At 70.7% G+C, this 24,014-nt stretch carries 17 protein-coding genes and 1 pseudogene; 6 read left to right on the top strand and 12 right to left on the bottom strand.

The features are described from left to right. Positions 1-364: 364 nt before the first annotated feature. From ACWC9R_RS04245 to ACWC9R_RS04215, 7 genes are all read right to left on the bottom strand, one after another. Positions 365-805: a hypothetical protein gene (locus ACWC9R_RS04245; RefSeq protein ID WP_450728856.1), complete on the bottom strand. Its 441-nt coding sequence runs from the start codon at positions 803-805 to the stop codon at positions 365-367. Further along, positions 805-2,061 carry a DUF7224 domain-containing protein gene (locus ACWC9R_RS04240; protein ID WP_450728855.1) on the bottom strand — a complete coding sequence of 419 codons (1,257 nt, stop codon included), beginning with the start codon at positions 2,059-2,061 and terminating at the stop codon, positions 805-807. The genes ACWC9R_RS04245 and ACWC9R_RS04240 overlap by 1 nt, the downstream gene beginning before the upstream one ends. Next, positions 2,058-2,786 (bottom strand): ABC transporter ATP-binding protein, encoded by a 729-nt coding sequence (locus ACWC9R_RS04235; RefSeq protein WP_450728854.1) that lies wholly within the window; start codon positions 2,784-2,786, stop codon positions 2,058-2,060. Before ACWC9R_RS04235 ends, ACWC9R_RS04240 begins: the two co-directional genes overlap by 4 nt. A 698-nt stretch (positions 2,787-3,484) precedes the next feature. After that, positions 3,485-4,990 carry an IPT/TIG domain-containing protein gene (locus ACWC9R_RS04230; protein ID WP_450728853.1) on the bottom strand — a complete coding sequence of 502 codons (1,506 nt, stop codon included), beginning with the start codon at positions 4,988-4,990 and terminating at the stop codon, positions 3,485-3,487. A 356-nt stretch (positions 4,991-5,346) separates the two neighbouring features. After that, positions 5,347-5,766: an arsenate reductase ArsC gene (locus ACWC9R_RS04225; RefSeq protein ID WP_450728852.1), complete on the bottom strand. Its 420-nt coding sequence runs from the start codon at positions 5,764-5,766 to the stop codon at positions 5,347-5,349. Next, positions 5,759-6,769 (bottom strand): ACR3 family arsenite efflux transporter, encoded by a 1,011-nt coding sequence (gene arsB / locus ACWC9R_RS04220; protein WP_450728877.1) that lies wholly within the window; start codon positions 6,767-6,769, stop codon positions 5,759-5,761. The genes ACWC9R_RS04225 and arsB overlap by 8 nt, the downstream gene beginning before the upstream one ends. Positions 6,770-6,846: 77 nt before the next feature. Beyond that, positions 6,847-7,254 (bottom strand): ArsR/SmtB family transcription factor, encoded by a 408-nt coding sequence (locus tag ACWC9R_RS04215; RefSeq protein ID WP_450728851.1) that lies wholly within the window; start codon positions 7,252-7,254, stop codon positions 6,847-6,849. 79 nt (positions 7,255-7,333) lie between these two features. Between ACWC9R_RS04215 and ACWC9R_RS04210 the strand changes: the two genes are divergently transcribed. Further along, positions 7,334-7,810 carry an ArsI/CadI family heavy metal resistance metalloenzyme gene (locus ACWC9R_RS04210; RefSeq protein WP_450728850.1) on the top strand — a complete coding sequence of 159 codons (477 nt, stop codon included), beginning with the start codon at positions 7,334-7,336 and terminating at the stop codon, positions 7,808-7,810. A 50-nt stretch (positions 7,811-7,860) separates the two neighbouring features. On the opposite strand, the gene ACWC9R_RS04205 is transcribed toward ACWC9R_RS04210, so the two are convergent. Together ACWC9R_RS04205 and ACWC9R_RS04200 are read right to left on the bottom strand one after the other, a co-directional pair. Beyond that, the gene (locus tag ACWC9R_RS04205; RefSeq protein ID WP_450728849.1) at positions 7,861-8,001 is read right to left on the bottom strand and encodes a hypothetical protein; all 141 of its coding nucleotides are present in this window, start codon (positions 7,999-8,001) and stop codon (positions 7,861-7,863) included. Positions 8,002-8,164: 163 nt separating this feature from the next. Beyond that, positions 8,165-8,479: pseudogene (locus ACWC9R_RS04200) on the bottom strand (SDR family NAD(P)-dependent oxidoreductase); the annotation flags it as partial. A 788-nt stretch (positions 8,480-9,267) separates the two neighbouring features. Here ACWC9R_RS04200 and ACWC9R_RS04195 point away from each other — a divergent pair. Further along, positions 9,268-9,519 carry a hypothetical protein gene (locus tag ACWC9R_RS04195; protein WP_450728848.1) on the top strand — a complete coding sequence of 84 codons (252 nt, stop codon included), beginning with the start codon at positions 9,268-9,270 and terminating at the stop codon, positions 9,517-9,519. Here the strand turns inward: ACWC9R_RS04195 and ACWC9R_RS04190 are convergent. Together ACWC9R_RS04190 and ACWC9R_RS04185 are read right to left on the bottom strand one after the other, a co-directional pair. Further along, complete coding sequence (locus ACWC9R_RS04190; RefSeq protein WP_450728847.1) at positions 9,480-10,031, bottom strand: SigE family RNA polymerase sigma factor; 552 nt, start codon at positions 10,029-10,031, stop codon at positions 9,480-9,482. The two genes, ACWC9R_RS04195 and ACWC9R_RS04190, sit on opposite strands and share 40 nt — an antisense overlap. A 24-nt stretch (positions 10,032-10,055) precedes the next feature. After that, the gene (locus ACWC9R_RS04185) at positions 10,056-12,692 is read right to left on the bottom strand and encodes a dolichyl-phosphate beta-glucosyltransferase (RefSeq protein WP_450728846.1); all 2,637 of its coding nucleotides are present in this window, start codon (positions 12,690-12,692) and stop codon (positions 10,056-10,058) included. Between the two features lie 324 nt (positions 12,693-13,016). On the opposite strand from ACWC9R_RS04185, the gene ACWC9R_RS04180 reads away from it, so the two are divergent. The 4 genes from ACWC9R_RS04180 to ACWC9R_RS04165 all read left to right on the top strand — a co-directional run bounded on the left by ACWC9R_RS04180 (position 13,017) and on the right by ACWC9R_RS04165 (position 19,031). After that, positions 13,017-13,316 (top strand): WXG100 family type VII secretion target, encoded by a 300-nt coding sequence (locus ACWC9R_RS04180; RefSeq protein ID WP_018092348.1) that lies wholly within the window; start codon positions 13,017-13,019, stop codon positions 13,314-13,316. 75 nt (positions 13,317-13,391) lie between these two features. Beyond that, positions 13,392-13,706 carry a hypothetical protein gene (locus ACWC9R_RS04175; protein WP_450728845.1) on the top strand — a complete coding sequence of 105 codons (315 nt, stop codon included), beginning with the start codon at positions 13,392-13,394 and terminating at the stop codon, positions 13,704-13,706. Positions 13,707-13,738: 32 nt separating this feature from the next. After that, entirely contained in the window at positions 13,739-14,437 is a 699-nt protein-coding gene (locus ACWC9R_RS04170) for a hypothetical protein (protein ID WP_450728844.1), read from the top strand. 25 nt (positions 14,438-14,462) lie between these two features. Further along, on the top strand, positions 14,463-19,031 hold the full coding sequence (locus ACWC9R_RS04165; protein WP_450728843.1) for a DUF6531 domain-containing protein: 4,569 nt from the start codon (positions 14,463-14,465) through the stop codon (positions 19,029-19,031). 312 nt (positions 19,032-19,343) lie between these two features. Here the strand turns inward: ACWC9R_RS04165 and ACWC9R_RS04160 are convergent, their stop codons facing one another. Further along, positions 19,344-23,723, bottom strand: coding sequence for an FtsK/SpoIIIE domain-containing protein (locus ACWC9R_RS04160; protein ID WP_450728876.1), 4,380 nt, complete (start codon positions 23,721-23,723; stop codon positions 19,344-19,346). Positions 23,724-24,014: the final 291 nt, after the last annotated feature.

Raw genomic sequence — 24,014 nt, 5'->3', positions numbered from 1 at the left:
AGGCTTCCTGCCCGCCTTCACACGGGCGGCGGGCACGAGGGCGTCCGGTCCGCTCGCGGATTTCTGCCACTGGCTCAAGGTCCGAGCGCTGGGCGTCGATGGACGTCACCGCTCGGCACACGCCAGGCGTGGACGGGTGGGGCCGCGGCCTCGTTGAGGTCCGGGTCCTCCAGGATGAGCGGGAAGCGCGACCGTCGGAACCGCGGTGCCATGTCGATGGCCGGGCAGTCCGGTATGGCGCCCTGGAGTGTGGCTGCCTGGCGCTCCAGGGCGAAAACGCTTCCGGTAACGAGCCGAGTCCGCTGTGCGGTTCAGCTCTTTACACGCGAGGACAGCAATACCCCTGTCAGGAAAACCACTGCGGTCACGGCCAGCACGGGGAGATCCGTCCCCGGCGCGGGGAGAAGTGCCCACGCATGGGGGTGGCCGAGACCGTCATAGCCCTCAACAACGACCAGCAAGATCCATGCAAGGGGGATGACCAGCGACCGCTCTCCGAGCACCAGGAGAAGCCGTAGCCAATGCCAACGGCAGCCGCTACGACGAGGATGACCAGTACGGCGTCCATGCGCGCAAACGGACGGATGCCCGCGCTTTCCACCTCGCGAACCCGAGCAGAGAGCGTCGCGATGACGGCCGCACACACCGACAAAGGTGCGAGCAACATCAACTGCACTTCGTTGCCACCGGCCAGCGACGGCATGGCCGCGAGCCGGTCGCGGAAGAGCCATACGAGCACGGCGAAGACGGCAAGCCCCACCGGAATGTTGATGTGCGCACGTCGAGCCCTGATCCACCAGTACATCAGCCGGCCTTCCCGCAGCTGCGGGCCCGGGCTTGCGCCTCGGCGAACCAAGCGGCCTGCTCACCCACCGGGAGCCGCATGATCTTCTTCACGGCGGCACCGGTTTCACGGCCGGATACGGAATCGCCGGCCTCAAGGCCGGCAGTCGAGCGCAGCCACCGCTCCAGGACGTCGGCCTGCCTGAAGTCCTTGCGGCCCAAGCACGACCATTCCGCGTCGCTGAGCGGAGCATGCGCCACGCTTTCGGCAAGCTCGTCCGTGCTGGTCCTGGGCAGGAACCAGATGCGCCACACTCCCGTGCCCACGCCGGGTTCAAGACGCGTGTAGGTGACCCTTTCCGGCGCCGGCACCCCCGCTCGGTGCAGACGCTCAACGATCGGACCCGCCGTCGTCCGCACCCTCGGCAGCATGTCCTGATACAGCTCGGGGACACATACGTTGACGCCGGCTCGGGTGCTGCATTTCCCGGCCAGGGCAGAGGTGATCATCGGGGTGCGGTATCCCCAGCCGGATGTCACCGCACAGGAGGCGGCGAGACCTGCCACGGCCACCAGGCCGGCCAGGGTGATGCGGACCGCAGACCGCCACGGGCCCCACAGCAGCATCGCGGAGCCGGCCACCGTGCACGTGAACATCACGGGAACCAGCAGGCCGGCAGGTGATATGACCTGATCGATCTCCGGCGAACTCATGGTGTAGGCCGCTGCGTGGCGCAGCCACAGAGTGCCGGGAATGTCGGTCGAGTTGTTTCCCGCGTAGCCGATGAAGAACCACGTCCCGGCCATCACCAGCGGCGCGCAGACCACAGGAGAACGGGACACGTTCCCGATCGCGAAACCAATCACCGCGTAGGGGACGGGCAGCAGCAGCCCGACTGCGACGGCCGGCAGGGACGCCGCATCCGGGAAAACCGATGCCTGCACGAATCGCATCACGGTCGTCACCGCCATCACCCCGACGCCCAACGCCACCGGCAGGCTCAGGCGTTGTGCCGCGATGCGGTATCTGCTGCGCCATGGCGCCATGTCCCAGATGCCGCTCTGCCGCAGCCGTCCGGCTTCCCACGCGCCACACCCGGCTGCGGCCGAGGCGGCGAGAACCAGAGCCTGAAAGGCAGCCGCCGACACTGTTGGGGGATGCCTGTTGTCGTATTGAGCAAGGCTTCCGCCGGAACAGGCCACGAAGAAGGTGAATACAAGTACCGGCGCGGCGAGGAAGGTGGCACTGGAGCTGCGCAGCAGAGCCTTCAGATTCATGAGTCGCTCCCCGACAGCATGCTGTAGGCGGCTTCCGCCCGGCGCGCCGGCGTGGTGTCGTGCGGGGCATGGGCGAGGAAGCCGCTGGTGTCTCCGTCGTAGACGAGCTTTCCGCCGTCCAGCACGGTGACGTTGTCGGATTCCTCGGCAAGGTCCGCCACATCGTGCGTGGACAGCAGGACGGCTACGCCTGAGGGGAGCTGGGCCAAGACATCGCGGAATAAGCGACGTTGTCTGGGGTCCATCCCCGCTGTGGGTTCGTCGAGCAGGAGGACTTCAGCGTCATGGACCAGCGCCTGGGCGACACCGACGCGACGCAGCTGCCCGCCGGAGAGCGTCTTGGTCTTGACGCTCTGCTTGTCGGAAAGGTCGACTTGCCGCAGTGCAACGGCTGCCTTGGACCACGCGTCGGTTCGGTTCATTCCCTTGGTCCAGCCGACGAAGGCAACTTGCTCACGGGCGGTCAGGCCCGGCATGGCAGTGATGTTCTGCGGCATCCAGGCGACTTTTCGCCGGTAGTCGCGGCTCGTGGCCGGCACTCCGCAGTGGGTGATGGTGCCCCGCTGGGGGCGACGTACGGACGCCGCCAAGGACAGCAACGTCGACTTGCCTGCGCCGTTCGGCCCCAGGAGAACCGTGCTACCCGGCTTCAGGGAGTAGGTGAATTCGGAGAGTACGTCCTTGTGCCGGTACGCGAACCAGCAATCAGTCATCTCTATGGGCACGCACAGTCTCCAGGTCCATCAGAAAGCAGGGGCCCGCGATGTTCGCGGACCCCTCACTACAGGTCACTACACGGTCCGGTTCGACTACTCGCTCACGGTAATCGACTTCACCGTGAGGCCGCTGCCCGAGCCCTCACCGTTGATCTTGTTGACCCGGAAGAATGCTGCGATCCGAAGCCCGCATCGCTGACGTGCCAGTGCCGTGCCAGATGGACCGGTGAACAACGGTCAACCAGGGGCAGGGATTCAACCGGGCACCCCCTACGCCAGTTGCGATGTCTTCGCTCGTCAGGAAGCCATTGGGGGCCCGACGCCCCCTGATTCCCAAGCTCAGAGCGCGGGTTCGATTCCCGTCACCCGCTCCATGCGGATCGCGCGACGCATTCTTCGTGGCCTGCACCACGCCTGCCTCGTGTGTACGAATTCGCCTTACCGAAAGGGGAGTTGCCCACCAGGCCGAACGCGCCAGCCACGGCACCACCGCCCTGCCGGCCAGGGCCGCTGCGCAGCGGGAACCGGACAACGGTGATCACGCTCGCCCCGACACCTCCGGAGCAAGCAGCTCCAACGCCTCCTCCCAGTGGAAACGGTCCGCTCTGCCACCGGCCTTCGGGTGAGGAGCGTACGAGCGGTCAAGACGCCCATCTCGCACAACCGCCAGGCAGGGCTGCCCAGGAACGGGACTTTGCGGACACGCCCTAGCGTCCGGTGTAGGTGAACTCGTCGTCCGGGCTGGTGGGGGAGGTGGCCTTGCCGACCGTCACGGTGATGTTCACCGTCTGGTGGACGTCGAACAGATCGGGCGCGGTGGCGATGACCTGGCCGGTGGAGACGAACTCGACCGAGTCGGATGCCTTGTCCTTGAAGTGCACGGTGGCGCCCTGGGCGAAGCCCTCGCCGTTGATGGTGACCGGGGTGCCGACCTTTCCACTGGTCGGGCTGACCGAACTGACCACTACAGGTGCGGGTCCGCCATAGGCGAACTGCGACATCGCGATGGCCGGGGAGGTGCCGAGGGTGTTGGTGACGCGGACGTGGACGACGCCCGTTCCGTTGGGGACCTTGGCGGTGATCTTTAGGCCGGAAGGGTCGATGTCGATGTCCTCCTCGGCGCAGGCGAAGCGGCCGAAGTCGACCATGCTGTCCGGACTGAAATACCTGCCATTGATCGTCACCGTGTCGCCTGCTGCGCCGAAGGTGGGGCTCAGGTCGGTCACCACCGGCGGGGAAGGCACGTCAGGCGCCCCCACCAGGTCCAGGTAGGTGGAGTTGGCGTGCTGGTAGGCGATCTGGCCGAGGAAGTCCTGGGTGGTCTTGTTGACCAGCTTCTCGGAAAAGCTCGTGTATCCGGTGTTCATCAGGCAGAGCGTGCCGGGCTGGACGTAGACGTTGCCGTTGGTGCGCCTGGCGATCTTCCCGATGAGCAGCTTCACTTCTTCGGTCGCCTGCGGTCCCGGGCTCGGGTACCAGTCGGCGGTGGTGTCGAGATCGGCCCACGCGTGCGGTACCAGGTCGTAGGCGTTGTTCTGGCGCTCGTCGGCGACCCACGGCACGGAGTCGAAGTAGTCGACGAAGCTCTGCACGCCGGCGGTGGGAGCGGCATAGGTCATCACCGCGAACTTCGGCTGGTTCGTCCAGGTCTGTGCCTGTAGGTGCGGCGCGAGCATGCTGGCGATGCAACCGCCCAGGCTGTGGCCGGTCAGATAGACGGTCGGCTGCGGCGAGGAGGGCGCCGCCTTGAGCGCGACGGAGAGCGCCTGAGCGAGCGTGGCGTTCGGGGAGGGAGAGGCGATCGAGCGGGCGGTGACCACTCGTGTGAACGCGTCCTTTGCCCCCTTGGAAACGTAGATGGGCTTCGGCGATCCGCTTTCGGGGAACGGGACGACCGTGCCGACCTCGAGGTCCTCGAGAATGTCGGTCCAATCGGCGTCCGTTCCGCGAGCGACCACGGCGAACTCGTTCGAGCCGTTGGTGCTCCGTACGAGGTAGGCCATATTGGCGTTGGCCTCGCTCAGCGCGAGCCACACCAGCTCCCACTCGTCCTGCGTCGCCAGGGTGGGATCGCTCAGCTGCGCGTCGATGCCGGTGATGATTCGTCTGGTCTGCTGCTCCAGGGTTTCCCCGGACGGACGCGGGGTGGCCCCGGTGGCTGCAAGCGCAGCGAGGGTCATGGTCACCTGGGCGATTGTCGGGTCGGGTGCCATCGTCGTTCCTGCTCCTCGGATGTTTGCCGGTGCGGAGGGGGCGGCCTTTCGGCAGCATCCGGGCAGGTCTGCGCCGAACCGACCGTCAGAGTGGATCGCCCACCATCAGACCTCCCCTCTGCGTTGCCCGGTGCTTTTCCTGCCTTCAGGCTGACCAGGTTCACCTTTCTGGCCGTTCGCCATGCAGGTGTGTGGTTCGCCGAGCCTGCGCAGCGCGGTCGCCGGAGCTGCGGTGTCCGCGGGACCTGTCGCCGGCGTCCCGCACCGCGCCTGTCCGCGGGGTCGCCAAGCCCCTGCTGAGTGGCGAGTAGAGCGTGAGTCGTAGACGCTCCGGCGTCGGCGGCCTGGCGGCCTGCTCATGCCTGTCCCTCAGGGGCGATCTCGTCGAGCAGTCCGCGAATCCGCTGTTCGATGTCGTCACGGAGGGGGCGCACGGCCTCGACGCCCTGTCCGGCGGGGTCGGCCAACTGCCAGTCGAGGTACCGCTTTCCGGGGAGGACGGGGCAGGTGTCGCCGCAGCCCATCGTGATGACGACGTCGGACGCCTGCACGGCCTCGACGGTGAGCACCTTGGGCACCTCGGCCGAGACGTCGATGCCCACCTCGGCCATCGCTGCCACGACGGACGGGTTCACGGCGTCGGCGGGGGCGGAGCCGGCGGACCGTACCTGGACGCGGTCGCCCCCGAGGTGTGTGAGGAACGCGGCGGCCATCTGCGAGCGGCCCGCGTTGTGGACGCAGACGAAGAGCACGGAGGGCGGGGAGGCGTCAGACATGGGCGGGGGCCTCCTCGGTGAGGGGTGCGGGGGTGGTGAAGAAGCGGCGGGCGTACAGCGCGACATGGACGAGGCCGATCAGCACCGGTACCTCGATGAGCGGGCCGACCACGCCCGCGAGGGCCTGGCCGGAGGTGGCGCCGAACGTGGCGATGGCCACCGCGATGGCCAGCTCGAAGTTGTTGCCGGCGGCCGTGAAAGCGAGCGTCGTCGCACGGGAGTAGGTGAGCCCGACGGAACGTCCGAGTGCCATGGAGCCCGCCCACATCAGGGTGAAGTAGATGAGCAGCGGCAGCGCGATGCGGGCTACGTCGAGCGGTTGCGAGGTGATCGCGTCGCCTTGCAGCGCGAAGAGAACGACGATCGTGAAGAGCAGGCCGTACAGGGCGAACGGGCCGAGGCGCGGGATCAGTTCGGACTCGTACCAGGCGCGCCCCCTGGCCCTTTCTCCGATCCTGCGGGTGAGGTAGCCGGCGGCCAGCGGGATGCCGAGGAAGATCAGCACACTGCGGGCGATCTCCCACACGGAGACGTCGAGGCCGGACTGTTCCAGGCCCAGCCACCCGGGCAGCACGGAGAGGTAGAACCAGCCGAGGGCCGCGAACGCGATGACCTGGAAGACGGAGTTCAGCGCCACCAGGACGGCGGCGGCCTCGCGGTCGCCGCACGCGAGGTCGTTCCAGATGACGACCATGGCGATACAGCGGGCCAAGCCGACGACGATCAGGCCCGTGCGGTACTCGGGCAGGTCGGGAAGGAGCAGCCACGCCAGCGCGAACATGAGCGCCGGCCCGGCGATCCAGTTCAGCAGCAGGGAGGGCAGCAGCAGTCGGCGGTCACGGGTGACGGTGCCGAGCCGGTCGTAGCGGACCTTGGCGAGGACCGGGTACATCATCACGAGCAGGCCGAGCGCGATGGGGAGGGACACCCCGGTGATGGTGACCTCGGCGAGCGCGGTCCCGAGGCCGGGGACGACGCGGCCGAGGCCGAGACCGAGGGCCATCGCGGTGAGAATCCACACGGCGAGGTAGCGGTCGAGGAACGACAGGCGGCCCGCGACCGCCTTCTCGGGCGCGGCGCTCACGCGGTGACCCCGGCGGCCTCGGCGGGAGCGGGCAGCGGCTGTCCGGCGGGGCGGGCCAGGATGCCCGCGAGGCGGTCCGTCATCTCGGGCAGCAGCCAGTAGTAGACCCATGTGCCGCGCCGCTCGCAGTCGATGAGGCCGGCTTGCCGAAGCAGCTTGAGGTGATGGGAGATCGTCGGCTGCGACAGGTCGAACGCCGGGGTCAGATCGCAGACGCAGACCTCGCCCCCGGCGCGCGAGGCGATCATCGACAGCAGGCGGAGTCGCACCGGGTCGCCCAGCGCCTTGAACACCTTCGCCAGTTCTGTGGCCTGGTCCTCGTCGAGCGGTGCCGACAGGAGGCCGGGGCAGCAGGCATCGTCCTGGTCGCTCTGCCCGAGGATCTCAAGCTCTTGATTCGACATTCCTCTATGTTGACGCTTCTCGAATCAGGAGGCAACCTTGAATCGATAGGCATCAATGCAAGCCGATCGGAGTCTGGCCATGTCACGTGCACAGCTCGCCCTGCGCGTCAGCGACCTCGAAGCGTCGATCTCCTTCTACTCGAAGCTGTTCGGCACCGAGCCGGCCAAGCGACGCGAGGGCTACGCCAACTTCGCCATCGCCGAGCCGCCGCTCAAACTCGTACTGATCGAGGGGGAGCCGGGACAGGAGACCCGCCTCGACCACCTCGGCGTGGAGGTCGAGTCGACTGACCACGTCGCGGCCGCAGCCGACCGGCTCAAGAACGCGGGCCTCGCCACGTTCGAGGAGAACGACACCTCGTGCTGCTACGCCCTCCAGGACAAGGTCTGGGTGCACGGCCCCGGCCGGGAACCGTGGGAGGTCTACGTCGTCAAGGCCGACACCGACACGCTCGGCAAGAGCGCCGACCCCGACGCGGCCACGACCGGCGACGCCTGCTGCGCCGGCCGACCGACCGAGGAGGCCCCCGCCGCGGCCTGCGCCTGCGGAAGCTGATCGGCTCGCCTCCTGCGCACGCGCGCCGTCACGCCGTGGCGCGGCGTCGGTCAGCCCGGGGCGGTGCGGCTGAGGTGTTCCCAGGTGCGGTACAGGGCTGTTTGGGACTGGTTCATCTGCAGGACGTGGTCGAAGGACTGGCTGCCGACGATCAGCCGTCGGGGTGGGTCCGGCAGGGTGGCCAGTTCCATGATGGCCGGGGCGGCGGTGTGCGGCTCCGGGGGGGACGGCGTCGCCCCACCTCGCCTCCATCTCGGTGCGCAGGGGGTGATACCGCGCCAGAGGTTCGGTGGTCGTGGTGCCGGCGGTGAACAGGCCGGTGTTGTAGCCGCCCATCTGCACGATGGTGACCGTGATGCCGAACCCCTCGACCTCCATCGCCAGTGCCTCACTGACCGAGTCCAGCGCGGCCTTGCCTGCGCCGTAGAAGCCGACGGTGGCCATGCCGCGGCCGCTGCCCATCGAGGTGACCTGGAGGAGCCGTCCCCCGCCTTGGGCGCGCAGGTGGGGAAGGACCGCCTGGGCCACCCACACGGCGCCGAAGAAGTTCAGCTCCAGATGCGCCCGGATCTGCTCCTCCGTGGCTTCCTCCACCATGCCGTAGAGCATTCCGCCGGCGTTGTTGACGACGACGTCCAGCCCGCCGAACGCGGCTGCCGCACGCTCCACTCCGGCGAACACGGCCTGGTGCTCTACGCCCCCCTCTTCCAGCGCTGGCTGCACCGCAGCGGTCCGCTGACCGCCGCATACGCCGACTCGCTTGTCGACGCCACCCTGAGGGCGTTCGGGCCGGACACGACGCCAACCCCTGGGTCGGCATCCCCGGCAAGGCAGTGGACATCGGCGTGGCCGCCGACGGGACCGTCTGGCACGTCAACTCCGATGGGGGGATCTACCGCTACACCGGAGACCAGCCCAGCTGACTCCTGGCTCCTGACTCCTGACTCCTGACTCCTGACTCCTGACTGCGCCGGGCGGCGTCAGGATGGTCGTGCCGGGTTCCGTTGATTCCCAGGTTCGGTGCGTGGGTTCGATTCGCTTTGCCCGGTCCGTAGTTGAGGCCCAGGTCCCTGGCCTGGGCCTTGATTGTTGTGGGGGCCGGTTCAGGTGACGCGTCACCAGGCCCGCGCCCTCCGGGCCGGGTGTTCGGAGGGCGCGGTGCCTGACGTCGGTGAGCCTGATGCCGGTGCGCCTGAGGGCGGCGTCGGTGTGCCCGAGGGAGACCTCCACCCCATGGGAGACCCCGCACCCAAGGGGGTTTGGGTGGGGGCTGTGGGTGTATCGGTTGACGTGGCCGTCGGTGTGGCGGTCGGTGTGTCGGTGGGGCCCGGGGATGGGCTGGGGGCCTGTGGTGGTGGTTCCGTGGCGTTCGGGGGTGGGGGCCGGACGGCTGACGGGGCCGGGTTGGGGGTGGGTGGGTGGTTGGCGGGTGGTGTGGGGTGGGGGGTGGGCAGGGCTTGGATGGTCAGGAAGAGGGTCAGGGCGACTGCTGCGCCCAGGGCTGCTGCGGCCGTTGGGAGTGCCGTGCGGCGGACGCGGGTCCGTCGGCGTCCCTGTCGTATGGCGCGGGCCATGTCCGGTCCCGGTCGTCCGGGAGCCGGTTCGAGGGTGCGCAGGGGGGCGAGGAGCTGGGCTGCTTCCTGTTCCAGTTCGTCGTCGTGCACGGCCGCTACGCCTCCCTCATGGACGCCGCGGACACGGGGAGTTGACCGCCGAGTTGGGCACGCAGCCGGGTGAGGCCGCGGGCGGACTGGCTCTTCACGTTTCCCTCCGAACAGCCCAGGATGCCGGCCACCTCCGCCACGGGCAGATCGCACAGGTAGCGCAGCACGAGCACGGCGCGCTGCCGGGCCGGGACGCGCGAGAGCGCCGTGTGGACGACGGTGCGCGTCTCGATGTCCGGCACGCCCGCGGCGGGCGGCAGCCCCGGGGTTTCGTGTGGGCATCCCGACAGGCGCACGCGCGCCCATGCGAGCCGCTGTTCGTTGAGGAAGCACCGGACGAGCATGGTGTGCACATAGCGGTCCAGGTCGTCGGCCGCGCGGGCGCGCCGCCAGTGGACGTACAGCCTGGTGAGGGCGGTCTGCACGACGTCGTCGGCGCGGTGGGGGTCCTTGCAGAGCAGGTGGGCGATGCGGCGGAGCGTGGGCAGCCTGGCGGAGACGTACTCCGTGTACGCCTGCTCGGCCTCCGTGCGGTCCCTGGAGCCGGTCTCGGTCATGTTGTGCCGCTCACACTCTCGCGTTCAGGCCGCTTCCGATCCCGCGCCGGTGTCCCCGTGGACCTGCCACACCCAGACGCCGCCGGTCCACCGTCCCGGCGCCCCCATCAGCCGCTGCACAGTGAGACGTAGCGCCTGGTCTCCCGGTTGCGGAGCGAGCACGACCGCTCCGGCCCGCCAGAAGCGCAGGTCCTCGCGGGCCGCCCGGCGCTGCGCCGGGCCGATGTCCGGGACCCGGCCGGTGCGGCTGACCTCCTTGAGGAGGGCGGAGGTGGGGCGGGGCACCGGGCCGTAGATGCCGGTCCGCTCCGGCCCGTACGGTCCGTTGAAGTAGCCGCCGGGCAGCGGGAAGCCGAGGCCGGCGGTGGTCTGCCAGTGCAGGGCCTCCGTGCGGCCGGGCTCGGGCACCGGCACGGGGACGAGCGTGCGGCCCTCCGGTACGAACGCGCGCCAGGTGCCGTCGGCGAGGAAGGCGGGGACGGCGGGCCGGTCGGCGGTGGACAGCGGTGTGGGCACGATCGGGAGGAGTGCGGCGGCGACGGCCGCCCACCCCACGGCCCGCAGCGCCCGGTCGTCGGCGGCGACGCGCCCGGTGGAACCGGCGGGCCGGGCCTGGGTTTCCCAGCGGTCGCAGGCCAGGGCCAGGAGGATGCCGAGCGCGGGCACCGCCGCCATCGCCATCCGCGATTCGATGACCGACTCGAAGAGCGGGAGGTCGTGGAGCAGCAGCCATGGCCCCGGCAGGGTGATGTCCGTGCCCGGCACCGGAATGGTGCGGCCCAGGGACAGCAGCAGCGCCCCGGAGGCGGCGGCCGCCAGCCCGCGGACCCGGGGCCGGCGCCACAGCCACACCACCACGACGACGGTCAGCACGGCGAGTGGCCAGCCGAAGAAGGCGTTCTGCTCGGTGCGGTTGAGGGCGAGGGCGTCGGCCGTGGCCGGGTCCCCCGCCAGCGAGCGGCCCGCGAACTCGACCAGCGCACGCGGGGAGTTGCCCGTCGAGCCGTGCAGCACACCGGTGTAGCTCTGGGCGCCGAAGAACTGCCGGCCGAGCGGGTAGGCGAGCAGCAGCGAGGCGACACCCGCGGCGACGGCCAGGCCGCGGGCCAGGGGGCGCCAGACCGTCCGGACGACGCGGGGGCGGCCGGCCGCGTAGCCCACCGCGAAGAGCAGCAGGCCGACGGCTGCCAGCAGCAGCGCCTCCTCCCCGAGGAAGACCTGGTACGTCAGGAGGAGGCCGAGGACCACACCGTCCCGGACGGTACGGCGGCGAGCTGCTCCGCCGCCGTCGCCCCGGCCGCCACCGTCCTGGCCGCCGCCCTCCTGGCCGCCGCCGTCCTCGCCGCGCGCCTCGCACAGCCGCAGCAGCCGGTCGGTGATCAGCGGCATCATGAACAGCACGGCGAAGTTGGGGTGCGCGTTGGCGTGCGAGATCATCGGCGGTGCGAAGGCGCACAGGGCCCCGCCGAGCGCGGCCGCCCGGCGCGACCGTACGAAGCGCTTGAGGAGCAGCCAGTACCAGGCGGCCGCGGTGGCGGCCAGGCCGCCGGTCAGCACCAGCGCCCAGGTCATGGCCGGTCCGAAGACGGCGGTGACGGGCGCCAGCGGGACGGACAGCCCGAGCATGGCGGTGTTCGCCATCAGGTTCACGCCCAGCGGATGGTTCTGCAGGGTGGTGAAGAACGGGTCGTGCAGCTCGAAGACATGGTGCGCGGTGACGGCGAAGAACCACTCCCACTGGTTCTGGTCCTGCCCGCTGTCAGCCAGGTAGCTCCGGTCGAGGCCGGTCCACAGCCCCTTGAAGAGCCACCCGGACAGCAGCAGATAGCCGAGCACCACCAGCCGGTCGGCGGGCCGCACCCTCCGCAGGGCGCCGCGCGCCCGCAGCCGCACCAGTTCCAGGAGCACTCCGGCGTAGTCCAGCGCGCGCACCTTGGACCCCGCCTGGTGCGCCCAGCGCACCGGCACCTCGGCCACCGGCCACCTCGCCTCGTGGAACATCCGCAGGATCTCGACGTCGATGCCCCAGCCGTCGACCCGCGAGCGCCCGAAGACCGCGCGTGCCCGGTCGCCGTCGAAGAGCTTGAAGCCGCACTGCGTGTCACGGACTCCGGGCACCGCCACCGCCCGTATCACCCGGTTCCCCACCCGGCCGAGCAGCTTCCGCAGCGGATGCTGGCACACCTCGACGCGGGCGCCCTCCCGCGCGCGGGACCCGATCGCGGCGCCGTATCCCGCGTCGAGCCGGTCATGCAGCAGGGCCAGCTCCTCGATGGGGGTGGCCAGATCGGCGTCGGTCACCAGCACCCGGCCGCCCCGTGAGGCGAGCACCCCCAGGCGCACCGCGTGGCCCTTGCCGTGGTTGCGCGCGGGCGAGGCGGGCCGTCCGGGGTCCGGCGGCGCCCCCAGCAGCCGAATCCTCGGCTCGGCCGCCGCCGCCTCGCGGACCGCGGCCGCGGTGGCGTCCGTGGACCCGTCGTCGACGACGATCAGCTCCCAGCCGGCGTGCCGGCCGGGCGAGGACCGCAGATAGCGGCAGATCGCATCGAGGGTCCGGGGCAGCCGGTGCTCCTCGTTGTACGCGGGCACCACCACCGTCAGGTCGACGGTGTCCGGCACCGGCACACCGGCGGTGGCGGGGAGGGAAGTTGAGTGCAGCATGCCTCAGCGACCACGCCGGACCGCCGGTGGGTTGCGTGTGCTGCGTCACACGCCCCGTTGGCTCCCGGGTTCGGCGCGCGGGTTCGACTCCCGTCGCCCGCTTCCCGGTTGGGGCCCGGGGCCGGAGAACCGGGCCTTGTCCGGATCACGGGGGACGGCGCGCCGCAGGGCCGTTCGGCGGGGAGGTGCGCTGGTCAGCGCGTTGGCCCGCGGCTTTCGTCACCGTTCCGCAACAGGCGTGAACCGCCTCGGCGGGTGCCCCGTACAGCCCCGTGTGTGCGGCCCAGTTGGCCGCGGCGTTACGCAGCGAGGGAAGGAATCGGCATGGCCGGCGGCAACATCCAGATCAGCCCGGACGAGATGCGGGAGGCGGCGACCTGGCTGCAGAACCAGAAGGAACTGATGCAGCAGAGCCTGCACGAGGCCAACACCAAGATGGACGAGATGGTCGAGGCGGCCTACGCCACCCCCGGCTCGGAGACCAAGTTCCGCCCGTACTGGGAGGAGTACAAGAACGGCACCGAGAAGGCGATCGAGGGCCTGCAGGGCGTCAGCGAGTTCATCAAGCAGGTCGCCGACGCCTTCGTCGACACCGACGACCAGACGTCCGGCTCCATCGGCTGACGTGCCCCGCACCGTCCGGCCCCGTCCTCCCGGTGAGGGCGGGCCCGGACGGCCGGAGCAGGAGAGGAGGCACCGATGGGGCGCATCAGCGTTCCCGTGCAGGACCTCAAGGACACCGTCAAGGAGCTCCAGAACATCGGGGATCTGATCGGGAACTCCGCGACGCTCTACCACGCCGCCGGCGGCTCGGGGGACTTCAAGAGCATGGCCGGCGACAGCACGCTCGCGGACGCCCTCGACGCGTTCGACAAGGCGTGGGTGGCGGGTCACGAGCGGGTTCACGACAACGTGAAGACGTTCGCCGACAACACGGACACGATCGTCGAGAACTTCACGCAGACGGACGACGAGACCATCAAGTCGCTGGACAGCGACCAGCAGGACGCGTGACGGAAGAACGTCGCGCCGAAGGGAACAGCGCCATGTCGGAACCGACCACGGAGCAGCCGGAGGCGGCCGCGCCCGCGGAATACAGTCTGAGGTTCCCCGATGCGTGGTGGCATCTCGACCTCGACCCGAGCACGCGGGACGCGTCGATCCGCCGTCGCATCGAGGCACAGGTGGAGAAGTCCCCCCAGCTCACCCGCGAGCGGGTGGACGGGCTGATCCGCGACACCCGGCGCATCGCCCGCGAGGCGCATGCGCAGGGTGCGCTGCGAGCCTCGGGAATGATCAGGATTCTCCGCGCGGGCAGCGGGCCGCTGGTGCTCAGCGCCACGACGGTGGTGCTGCGGATCACCGTTCCCGAGGGGGAGTCGGAGGATCTGGCGGACCTCGTCATGGCCGCCGGCGTGCAGCTCGGCACCGAGGCGGAAGGCACCGGACTGCCGCCCGGCGAGGTGGAGTTGGTGGAACTGCCGCATGCCGGGGCGGCCGGGCGGATCTCCCGCGTCGAGGACGTGGACTACCAGGGGAAGCGGGTTCCCACCGCGGTGCGGCACACCCTCGTCCCGGTGCCCCACACCCACGACTACCTGGTGATCGCCAGCTCCACTCCCAACGTGGATCTGGCGGAGCAGTTCTACGAGGTCTTCGACGCGATCGCCGAGTCGCTCCGCTTCGACGGCCAGGCCGACACGAGCGACGCAGCCGACACGACCGACGCAGCACAGGGAAAGTGAGGTCGCGACCATGGCGCGTCCAGCGGTGTCCGATTGGGAAGACGTCTTCGGGTTCTCGGACGACCCGACCCCCGGCGATGCGGACATGCTCGGCGATCTGGCCCGCCAGTACCGCTCCGTCGCCGACAATGCGGGCGACGCCCTGCCCCTCGTCTCCGGCCTGGAGAACAACCAGGTCGGCGAGGGCAAGACGATGGACAAACTCCGGGACAAGCTGGGCGACCTGGCCAACCAGGTGCGCAAGCTGCACAGCTCCTACGACCAGGCCGCCGGCGCGCTCGACACCTACGTCCACTCGCTACGTGATCAGCAGCGCAACGCCGACAACGCCTTGGAGAAGGGACGCGAGGCAAAGGACCGCCTTGAGTCCGCCACCGACGTGGTCAAGGCGGCCGGCGCCGACATCAGCCACCTCGACGGCCAGAAGCACCCGCCGGACGACAAGGAAGCCCGCGCCAGCACCCGCCGCGCCCTCGACGAGGCCCACAGCAAACAGTCCAGCGCCCAGGCACAGGCCGACGACGCCCAGGCCGACCTCGACGCCGCCCGCATGCTCGCCGAGGACGCCCGCCAGATCCGCGAGGAAGACGCCGCCGTCGCCGCCGGGAAACTGGACGACGCCCGCGACGAATCCGTCGACGGCTACAGCCTCTGGGACAAGATCAAAAAGGCCTTCAGCAAGGCCCTCGCCATCATCAGCGCCGTGCTCGGCGTGCTGGCAATGCTGGTACCCGGCCTGCAAGGACTCGGGATCGCGCTCACCATCGGGGCCTTCGTCGCCGGCGCGGCATCACTGGGCATCAACATGTCGATCATGGCCGAGACCGGCGACTGGAACATCGGCGAAATCGTCCTCGACGTCGTCGGCCTGGTCGCGGGCGGCGGCGCGCTCCTCAAGGGCGTCAAGGGGATCGGCTCGGCCCTCAAGAACGTCAAGCCCAACTCCGTCAAATCGCCGGACTCCCGTCTCACCGGCCGCGGCGTCGACAAGCGCACGTGCGCGACCGACCCGGTCGATGTGGCCAGCGGCGAAATGCTGTTGCAGCAGACCGATCTGGCGCTGCCCGGCATCCTGCCGCTCGCGGTCTCCCGTACGTATCTGTCGTCCTACCGCTACGGCCAGTTCTTCGGCCCCTCCTGGGCCTCCGCCCTCGACGAGCGCCTGGAGGTCAACGAGCGGGGGCGGGTGTCATGGACCCGTGAGGACGGGTCGATTCTGTTCTACACGGGGCTTCCCGGTGCCGAATCGGGCGAGCGCGAGGGGGTGCTGCCCGAGGAAGGTCCGCGTCTCCCGCTGGCCCGTGCGGGAACCGGCACCGAGGACCGAGCCACCTATCGCGTCGCCGACCCGCACACGGGTCTCGTGCGGACCTTCGCGGACCACCCCGACGACGAGAACGGCCTGTACTGGCTGAGCGGTTGGCACGACCGCAACGGCAACGAGGTCACCGTCGAGCGCCTGGAAGACGGCACCCCGACCACGCTGCTGCACTCCGGCGGCTACCGCGTCGACGTCCGCTGCATCGCCGGCCTGGTCACCGGCCTCTCGGTCGCCACACCCGACGGCCCCGTCGAGGTCATGTCCTACGAGCACGACGCGGACGGCAACCTCACCCACGTCGTCAACTCCTCCGGCCGGCCCCTGCTCTTCGGCTACGACGAGCAGTCCCGCATCACCTCCTGGACGGACCGGAACGCCTCCACGTACCGCTACGTCTACGACGACGAGAACCGCGTCACCGAGACCGTCGGCCCCGACGGCTACCTCTCCTCGCAGTGGTCCTACGACACGGTCGAGCACCGCACCCACTACACCGACGCCTGCGGCGCCACCACCGTCTACCAGCTCAACGACCTCTACCAGGTCGTCGGTGAGACGGACCCGCTGGGCCACACCACCACCTCCGAGTGGGACCGCTACGACGCCCTCCTCGCCCGCACCGATGCCCTCGGCCACACCACCCGCTTCGCGTACGACCGGGCCCACAACCCCACCGTCATCGAACTCCCGGACGGCAGCCGGTCCACGGCGACGTACAACGAGCTGAACCTCCCGCTCTCCTCGACCGGTCACGACGGGACGACCTGGCACTGTGCGTACGACGAGCGGGGCAATCCCACTGCCATGACCGGGCCGGACGGGGGCACCCTCAGGTTCACCCACGACCGCGCAGGTGCCATCGCGACCGCGACTGACGCCTCGGGCGCAGCAGCCACGTATGACAACGACGCCGCCGGTCTGCCCCTCTCCATCACGGATGCCTCCGGCGGAACCGCCCTGCTCGAACGCGACTCGTTCGGCCGCCCCACCGTCCTCACCGACCCACTGGGTGCGATCACCCGCACGGTATGGACCGTCGAAGGCCGCGTAGCGGAGCGCACAGCAATCGATGGCCGCACCGAACGCCTCACCTGGGACGGCGAGGGCAACTGCCTCACGCACACCAACCCCGCAGGCGCCACCACCCGTTTCGAGTACACGCATTTCGACCGGCTCGCAGCGCGTACCGACCCCGACGGCGCCCGGTCCACCTTCGTCTACGACGCCGAGCTCCGCCCCACCCGAGTCACCAACCCGCAGGGCCTGAACTGGGATTACACCTACGACCGCGTCGGCCGTCTCATCAAGGAGGTCGACTTCGACAACCGCGAAATCCGATACGCCCATGACGCGCTGGGCCGGATCACCTCCCGCACGACACCGCTCGGCGAGGAGATCGGCTACACGTACAACGAACTCGGTCAGCTGACGTCCAAGGACGCGGCCGGGGTGCGGACCGACTACACCTATGACGCCGCAGGCGCGCTCCTCCGCGCGGTGTCCCCCACCTCCACGCTCACTTTCGAGCGGGACATCACGGGGAACCTGCTGTCGGAAACCGTCGACGGACGCACCACCCGCTACACCTACGACTTCATGGGGCGTCGCACCTCCCGCACCACGCCCACCGGCGCGTACACCGAACTCGCCTACGACCAGGCAGGCAACCGTACCTCCCTGACCTCCGACGGCCACCGGATGGAGTTCGCTCACGACCTCCTCGGCCATGAACTCGTCCGCGCACTGGGCACGACCGCCTCGCAGGTCGCCATGACCACAACCTGGGACATGGCTGGTCGCCCCGTCGCACAGGGGCTTACCACCCCGGGCGGGGTCGTTCGGGCCGGCACCTACGCGTACCGGGCGGACAACTACGTCTCCGCCATCACCGACGAGGTGACGGGGACGAGCAAGGAGATGGAACTGGACCGGGTGGGACGCCCGTTGACGGTCACCGCCGAAGGCTGGACCGAGTCCTACGCCTACGACCAGGCAGGCAACCAGACCGTGGCCAACTGGCCCGACAAGGCGCCGCGCACCGAGGCCCGAGGCTCCCGGACCTACACCGACACCCGTCTGCTCTCCGCCGGCACGGTCCGGTACGAATACGACGACGCGGGCCGCATGGTGCTGCGGCAGAAGCGCCGCCTGTCGAAGAAGCCCGACACCTGGCGCTACGAGTGGGACGCCGAGGACCACCTCGTCGCCTGCGTCACCCCCGACGGCACCCGGTGGCACTACACCTACGACCCGATGGGCCGCCGCACCGCCAAGTACCGCATGGCGGAGGACGGCGTCACTGCGGCCGAAGCGGTGCGCTTCACCTGGGACGAAACGCGCCTCGCCGAGCAGACGGACGGCACCACCGGCGTCATCCTCACCTGGGACCACGACGGCCACCGCCCCCTCACGCAGCTGGAGCGCAAGCCGGGACGCCAGGACGAGTTCGACTCCCGCTTCTTCGCCATCGTCACCGACCTCGTCGGCACCCCCACCGAACTGGTCGATGAGCAGGGCACCATCGCCTGGCGCTCCCGTGCCACGCTGTGGGGCGTCACCACACGCAATCGGAACGCGATCGCTCACACACCGCTGCGTTTCCCGGGGCAGTACGAGGACCCCGAAACGGGCCTGCACTACAACTACTTCCGGCACTACGACCCCGAGACCGCCCGCTACACGACGCCGGACCCGCTCGGCCTCAAACCCGCCCTCAACCACCACACCTACGTCAAGAATCCCCTGGCGTGGACCGACCCCCTCGGCCTCGCGCCCTGCACTGCGACGTACGGCCCTCTGACCAACGGCGCCGGCAGCTCCATGAAGGTCAAGCTGGGGCCCAACTCCAACTTGACCGGAAAGTCCCCGACGGTCAAGCCCACCTGGTGGCCGACCGGAAAGGGGCCCACAGCGCTATGGTTCCAGAAGCAGATGGTGCAAGGACATCTGCTGAACGAGCATCTCGGCGGGCCGGGCCACACCCTGAGCAATTTGACCCCGTTGACGAAGACAGGAAACCTGAACCACCTCAACTCCATCGAACGGACTGTAAAGAGAGAAGTGGCAGCAGGAAACACGGTGGAGTACGAGGTCATCGCGCACTACGGGAAGGTCACCGGGGCGGACCTGGGGGCCACTGGCCAGGTTGCCGCCGACATCGATCGGAACTATTCGTCGCTGATTCCCGAGTACCTCTCGTGCTACGCCACGGTGTACGACAAGCAGGGCGCCCACATGTACGGAGAAGGCTGGCAAGTACGCAACACGAAGTGACTCGGGCGACGCCGATTCTCATGCCGCGAACCTTATCGAATCCGAGGTGACACCGGAGGATTTGAGGGCCGAGCAGGATTCCTGGATTCACGGGTGACTCCCGTGATTTATCGATGCCTCCCACGTCATTGTCGCCATCGGCGACGAATGGTGGTCCGAGGGGACCGGGCATTTCCTGCTCGACGCGGAGGATCTGAACGGGGACGACGTTCAACGCCGGCGCATCGCGCAGTAGCGAACGCCGTCCGCACACCACAGAGGGCTCCCGCCGAACCCGTCGGCAGGAGCCCTCTGTCGCGCAACCCGTGGGGATCAGTCCTCGGTTGCCGGGAGTACCGTCTCCGGGACCTGGACCGTGCGCAGCACCCCGTCGCCCAGGTGCAGGATCGCCCGCCCCGGGCGGGTGGCGCCCAGGCGGCTGCGGGGCACCTTGACGCCGACCAGCTCGCCGTCGCTCATGTTCTGCGGCTTCAGCAGCAGGCCGCACCGGTTGCGGCGGGCCTCGGTGTGCCAGCCGGAGAAGCCGGAGGAGAGCCGGTCGGTCTGCCCGGCGATCACCAGGCCGCGGCCGGTCTCGGCCCCGGACTTGGCGATCTGGGTGAGGACCGGCTCGGCCTTCGTCTTCAGCAGCAGGTCGGCGTCGTCGAGGAGCACCACGGCCCCGTCCGGCGCGGCGGCCAGGGCCGTCTCCAGGGCCGTGGGGTCGAGGTCGGAGCCGTCGAACACCGCGAGCACGCCGGGCCGTCCGGCGAGGTTCCGCAGCGGCGAGCGGGCGGGGGCCCCGACCACGACCGGGGTGCCGGCCGAGAGCAGGGCAAGCGCCAGCGTCGACAGGACGGTGCTGCGCCCCGAGCGGGCGGGACCGGCGACCAGGAACGTCGGGGTGACGGTGAAGTCCGGTCCGACGGCGGTGAGTTCGTCGCCGCCGACGCCGGCCAGCGCCCAGCGCGCGGAGCGCCTGGCCGGGACGAACCGGGCGGCCTCCTCGAAGGTGAGCCGGTCCGGCAGGGTGTCGACGCGGAACGGCCGGGTGGCGGCGGGCAGATGAGCCGCCCGCTGCCGGCACTCCTCGGCGATCTCCTGGAGCGCCGCGGCCTGCGCCTGGCCCTCCGGGTTCCCGGTGAGGAGCGCGATCTGCACCTCGGCCTTGTCGGCGGCGCGGAAGGCGCGGCCCGGCGGGATCTCGTCGGGCACGTTCCGCTGGGTGATGCCGATCATCCCGTACTCGGACTTCTCGTTCAGCTTCAGCACGAGCTTGTCCTCGGTGGAGCTGTTGACCCGGCTGGAGAACAGCGCCCGGTCGCCGGTCATCACCAGGTGGATGCCGGCGCTCGCGCCGTCCCGGAGCAGGGTCAGCACGGAGTTCAGCAGGTTCCCGGCGTCGTACTCGCCGAGCTGCTTGTCGAAGACCTCCCACCGGTCGAGGAACAGCACGAGGTGCGGCGGCCGTTCGTCCTCCGGCAGGGCACGGCGCAACTCCGTCAGGTCGGCGCTGCCGCGGGCGGCGAGCATCTCCTGCCGCCGGGTCAGCTCCGCGGTCAGCCGGGCGAGCAGCCGGGCCACCCGGTCGGGCTGGGTGCGCTGGGTGACGGCGCCGCAGTGCGGCAGCCCCTCCATGGCCAGCAGCGCGCCGTTGCCGCAGTCGATGCCGTACAGGTGCAGCTGCGCCGGGGAGTGGACCCGCGCCAGGTTCCCGGCGATGGTGCGCAGGGTCTGCGACCTGCCCTGCCGGGGCGAGCCGATGATGTGCAGGTGCCCCAGCGTCGCGGGGTCGATCACCAGGGGGAGCCGGGCCTGCTGTGCGGGCAGGTCCACCACGCCGTACGCGACCGGCGCGAGGTCGTAGTCCGAGGGCGGGGCGGGCGGCAGGTCGGCGGTGACCAGCTGCTCGGGCAGCGGCGGCAGCCAGGGGCTGTGCTGCGCGGGGATGCCCATCTCCCGGTCCGCTTCGCGGATCGCCGCGACGAGTCCGGTGAGGTCGGTCTCCACCTCGGCGGGGGCGGCCACGGCGCGGGGCCGGGACGGCAGCGGCTCGCCGAGCCGTTCCCAGCCGACCGCCACCGCCCAGGGCGCGGGCAGCGAGACCGCCGCGGCGCCGGGCCGCCGCCCGCCGACCCGTCCGGACTGGAACGGCACGAGGGAGTTCTGGCCGAAGCGCACATAGGCGCGGCCGGGTGTGCTCTGCGAGATCCCGGCGGCCTCCGAGGAGTTGAGGACGTCCTGGCTCTCGCCGGCGTCCGTCACCCGGAGCGCGATCCGCAGGTTGGTGTTGGCGCGGATCTCCGAGGAGACGACGCCGCTGGGGCGCTGGGTCGCCAGGATCAGGTGGATGCCGAGGCTGCGGCCCCGCTGCGCGATGTTGACCAGGCCCTTCACGAAGTCCGGCAGGTCGCGCACCATCGAGGCGAACTCGTCGATGACGATGAGCAGCCGGGGCATCGGGGTGTGGCCCGCGGGGTCGCGCTCCAGCAGCTCGACGTAGTCCTCGATGTCCTTGGCGCCGGCCGCGGCGAGGATGTGCTCGCGCCGGGTGAGTTCCGCCGTCAGGGACACCAGGGCCCGCTCGACGAGGTGGGCGTCGAGGTCGGTGACCATGCCGACGGTGTGCGGCAGGTCCACACAGTCCTTGAACGCGGAGCCGCCCTTGTAGTCGACGAGGACGAAGGTCATCGCGTCCGGACGGTTCGCCACCGCGAGCGAGGCGACCAGCGTCTGGAGGAGTTCGGACTTGCCGGAGCCGGTGGTACCGGCGACCAGCCCGTGCGGGCCGTCGCGCTTGAGGTCCAGGAAGAACGGGCCGTCCAGGGAGACGCCGACGGCCGCCCGGGTCGAGCGGCCCCCGGCCGTCCAGCGGGCCCGGATGCCGTCGGCCCGCGGCGGGTCGAGGGCGAGCACGTCGAGCAGCCGCGCGGAACCGGGGAGCACCGCGGCCTCCTCCTCGTCCCCGCCCGGGTCCCGCAGCGGCCCCATCGCCCGCGCCAGCGAGCGGCACCAGTCCAGGGACACCACGTCGGGCCGGATGCCCCCGACGGTGCCCCGCCCGGAGCGTCCCACCCGCACGGTTCCGCCGGGCTCCTCGGTGACGACGGCGTGGCACTCCTCGGGCAGCAGCCGCTCCTCGGCGTCCAGGCAGACCGCGCGGACGCCGACGGACGGTCCGTCGCGCAGGATCTGCGTCACGCCGGGCAGCGAACGCAGCCGGCGGGCCCCGTCGAGGACGACCAGCACGTCGGGCCCGGCGGTCCGGCTCCGGCGGTCCTCCCGTCCGGCGCGCTCGGCGATCAGCGCGGTCAGTTCGGCGACCCGCCGGGCGCAGGTCTCGGTGCCGTAGCCGATGCTCGCCGGGGTGTCGCCGGACCTCTTGCGCACATGCGGCAGCCAGCGCAGCCAGGACCAGCCGTCGCGGCCCGGCCCGCCGGTCGTCAGCAGGTGGATCTGGAGGTCACGGGGGCTGTGCAGGACGGCGGCCTGGGCGATGGCCCACCGGGCCACGGCGCGCGCGGCCGGGCCCTCGCCGGCGATGCCCAGCACGTCGTGCTCCCGCAGCGGGACGGTCACCGGGACGTCGTAGGCGGTCCACGGGTCCTGGCGGCGGTGTTCGTCCTTGGTCGGGTCCGTCAGCACCACGTCGGAGGGCAGGTCGGCGGTGCCGATGCGCAGTTCCAGGAAGTCGGCGTCCGAGGTGCGGCGTTCCCAGAGGCGGCGCCGGGGGCCGACGGCGGTCAGCACGACCTCGGCCGGGTCCGGGAAGCCGCGGCGCCGGGCGGTGCGTTCGGCCGTCAGGGCCTGCTCCGCGTCGCCCTCGATGCGTGCCTTCTTCTCCTCGTAGGCGGCGACCTCGTCGGAGTGCGACTGGCGTCCGTTGCGCCGGCTCATCAGGTAGTTGCCGATGATCACGACCGGGGAGAGCAGCCCGAAGAACAGCATCTGCATACGGCCGAAGGCCAGCGCCCCGACCCCCGCCATCACCAGCGGGGCGGCCGCGGTGATCCACGGGAGCGGCCGGGCGGCGGGCGCGCCGGGCGGCGAGGGCAGGGTGAAGCGGGTGGCGTTCTCGGCCGGCCGCAGCCGCGGCGGCCTGTTGTAGTCCCGGCCGGTGCCGTCCTCCGACGGCTGCACGGCCGCGTCCGGCCGCTGCGGGAGGGCGAGTTCGAGCAGGCAGCCGCCGACGAGGAGCTGGGCGCCGGGCGGCCAGGCGGTGGGCCCGGTGAGGTCCACGCGGTCCAGTTGCGCGGGGCCGCCGTCCGGCGCGGCCGCGTCGGGCGCCACCCGGCAGCGGCCCGCGGGACCCACGGTCAGGACGGCGAACGGGCGGTCCGGTACGGCGCGCAGCACCTGGGCGGTCCCGTCGTGGGCCAGTCCGATCCGGTACTCGCCGAGGTCGAGCCGGTGCACCGCGCCCGCCCCGCTCCCGCCGACCGCACGGACCTCCACCAGCCCGGCCGGTTCGGCCGACGCGGTGCCCGCCGGGCGGCCCAGGCCCACGATGGCCGCCTGGTGCAGCGGCGCGTCCCGCAGCCGCAGATCCGCGGGCAGCAGCCGGTCGCCGGCGTACAGGCCGAGGCCCTCCGGGGGCCGGTGGACGCCACCCGCCCCGGCCAGCGCCTCCGCGACGGCGCCCACGGGCGTGTCGGGGTCGGCGTCGAGGTGGACGTCGAACGCGTCACCGTCCCCCTCGACCACGGTCAACATCAACGACACGAAACGTCCTCCAGCCGGCGTGAATGCGGGGGCCGCGGGAGCCATGCTCGGCGGCTCCCGTGCCACTGACGGGACCTACGGGGCGGGCCCGCGAACGGTTCACGGACGGTTCCCGGATGGCTCTCGGGCGGCTGACGCACGGCTCACGGACGGCTCACGGAGCGCCGGTGAACCGTCCGCCGCCGCGCCCCGTAGTGGCCTTCGGGTGCACGGCGCCGCGACTCCGCCGCGGCGCCCGTCCCCGCTTTTGCCCGTCCCGGCTCCGCCGCCGGGGCGCCCCGA

Source organism: Streptomyces sp. NPDC001219 (assembly GCF_053597915.1).
Note: the sequence above shows the minus strand (reverse complement) of the source record. Positions and strands in the feature narration are given on the sequence as shown.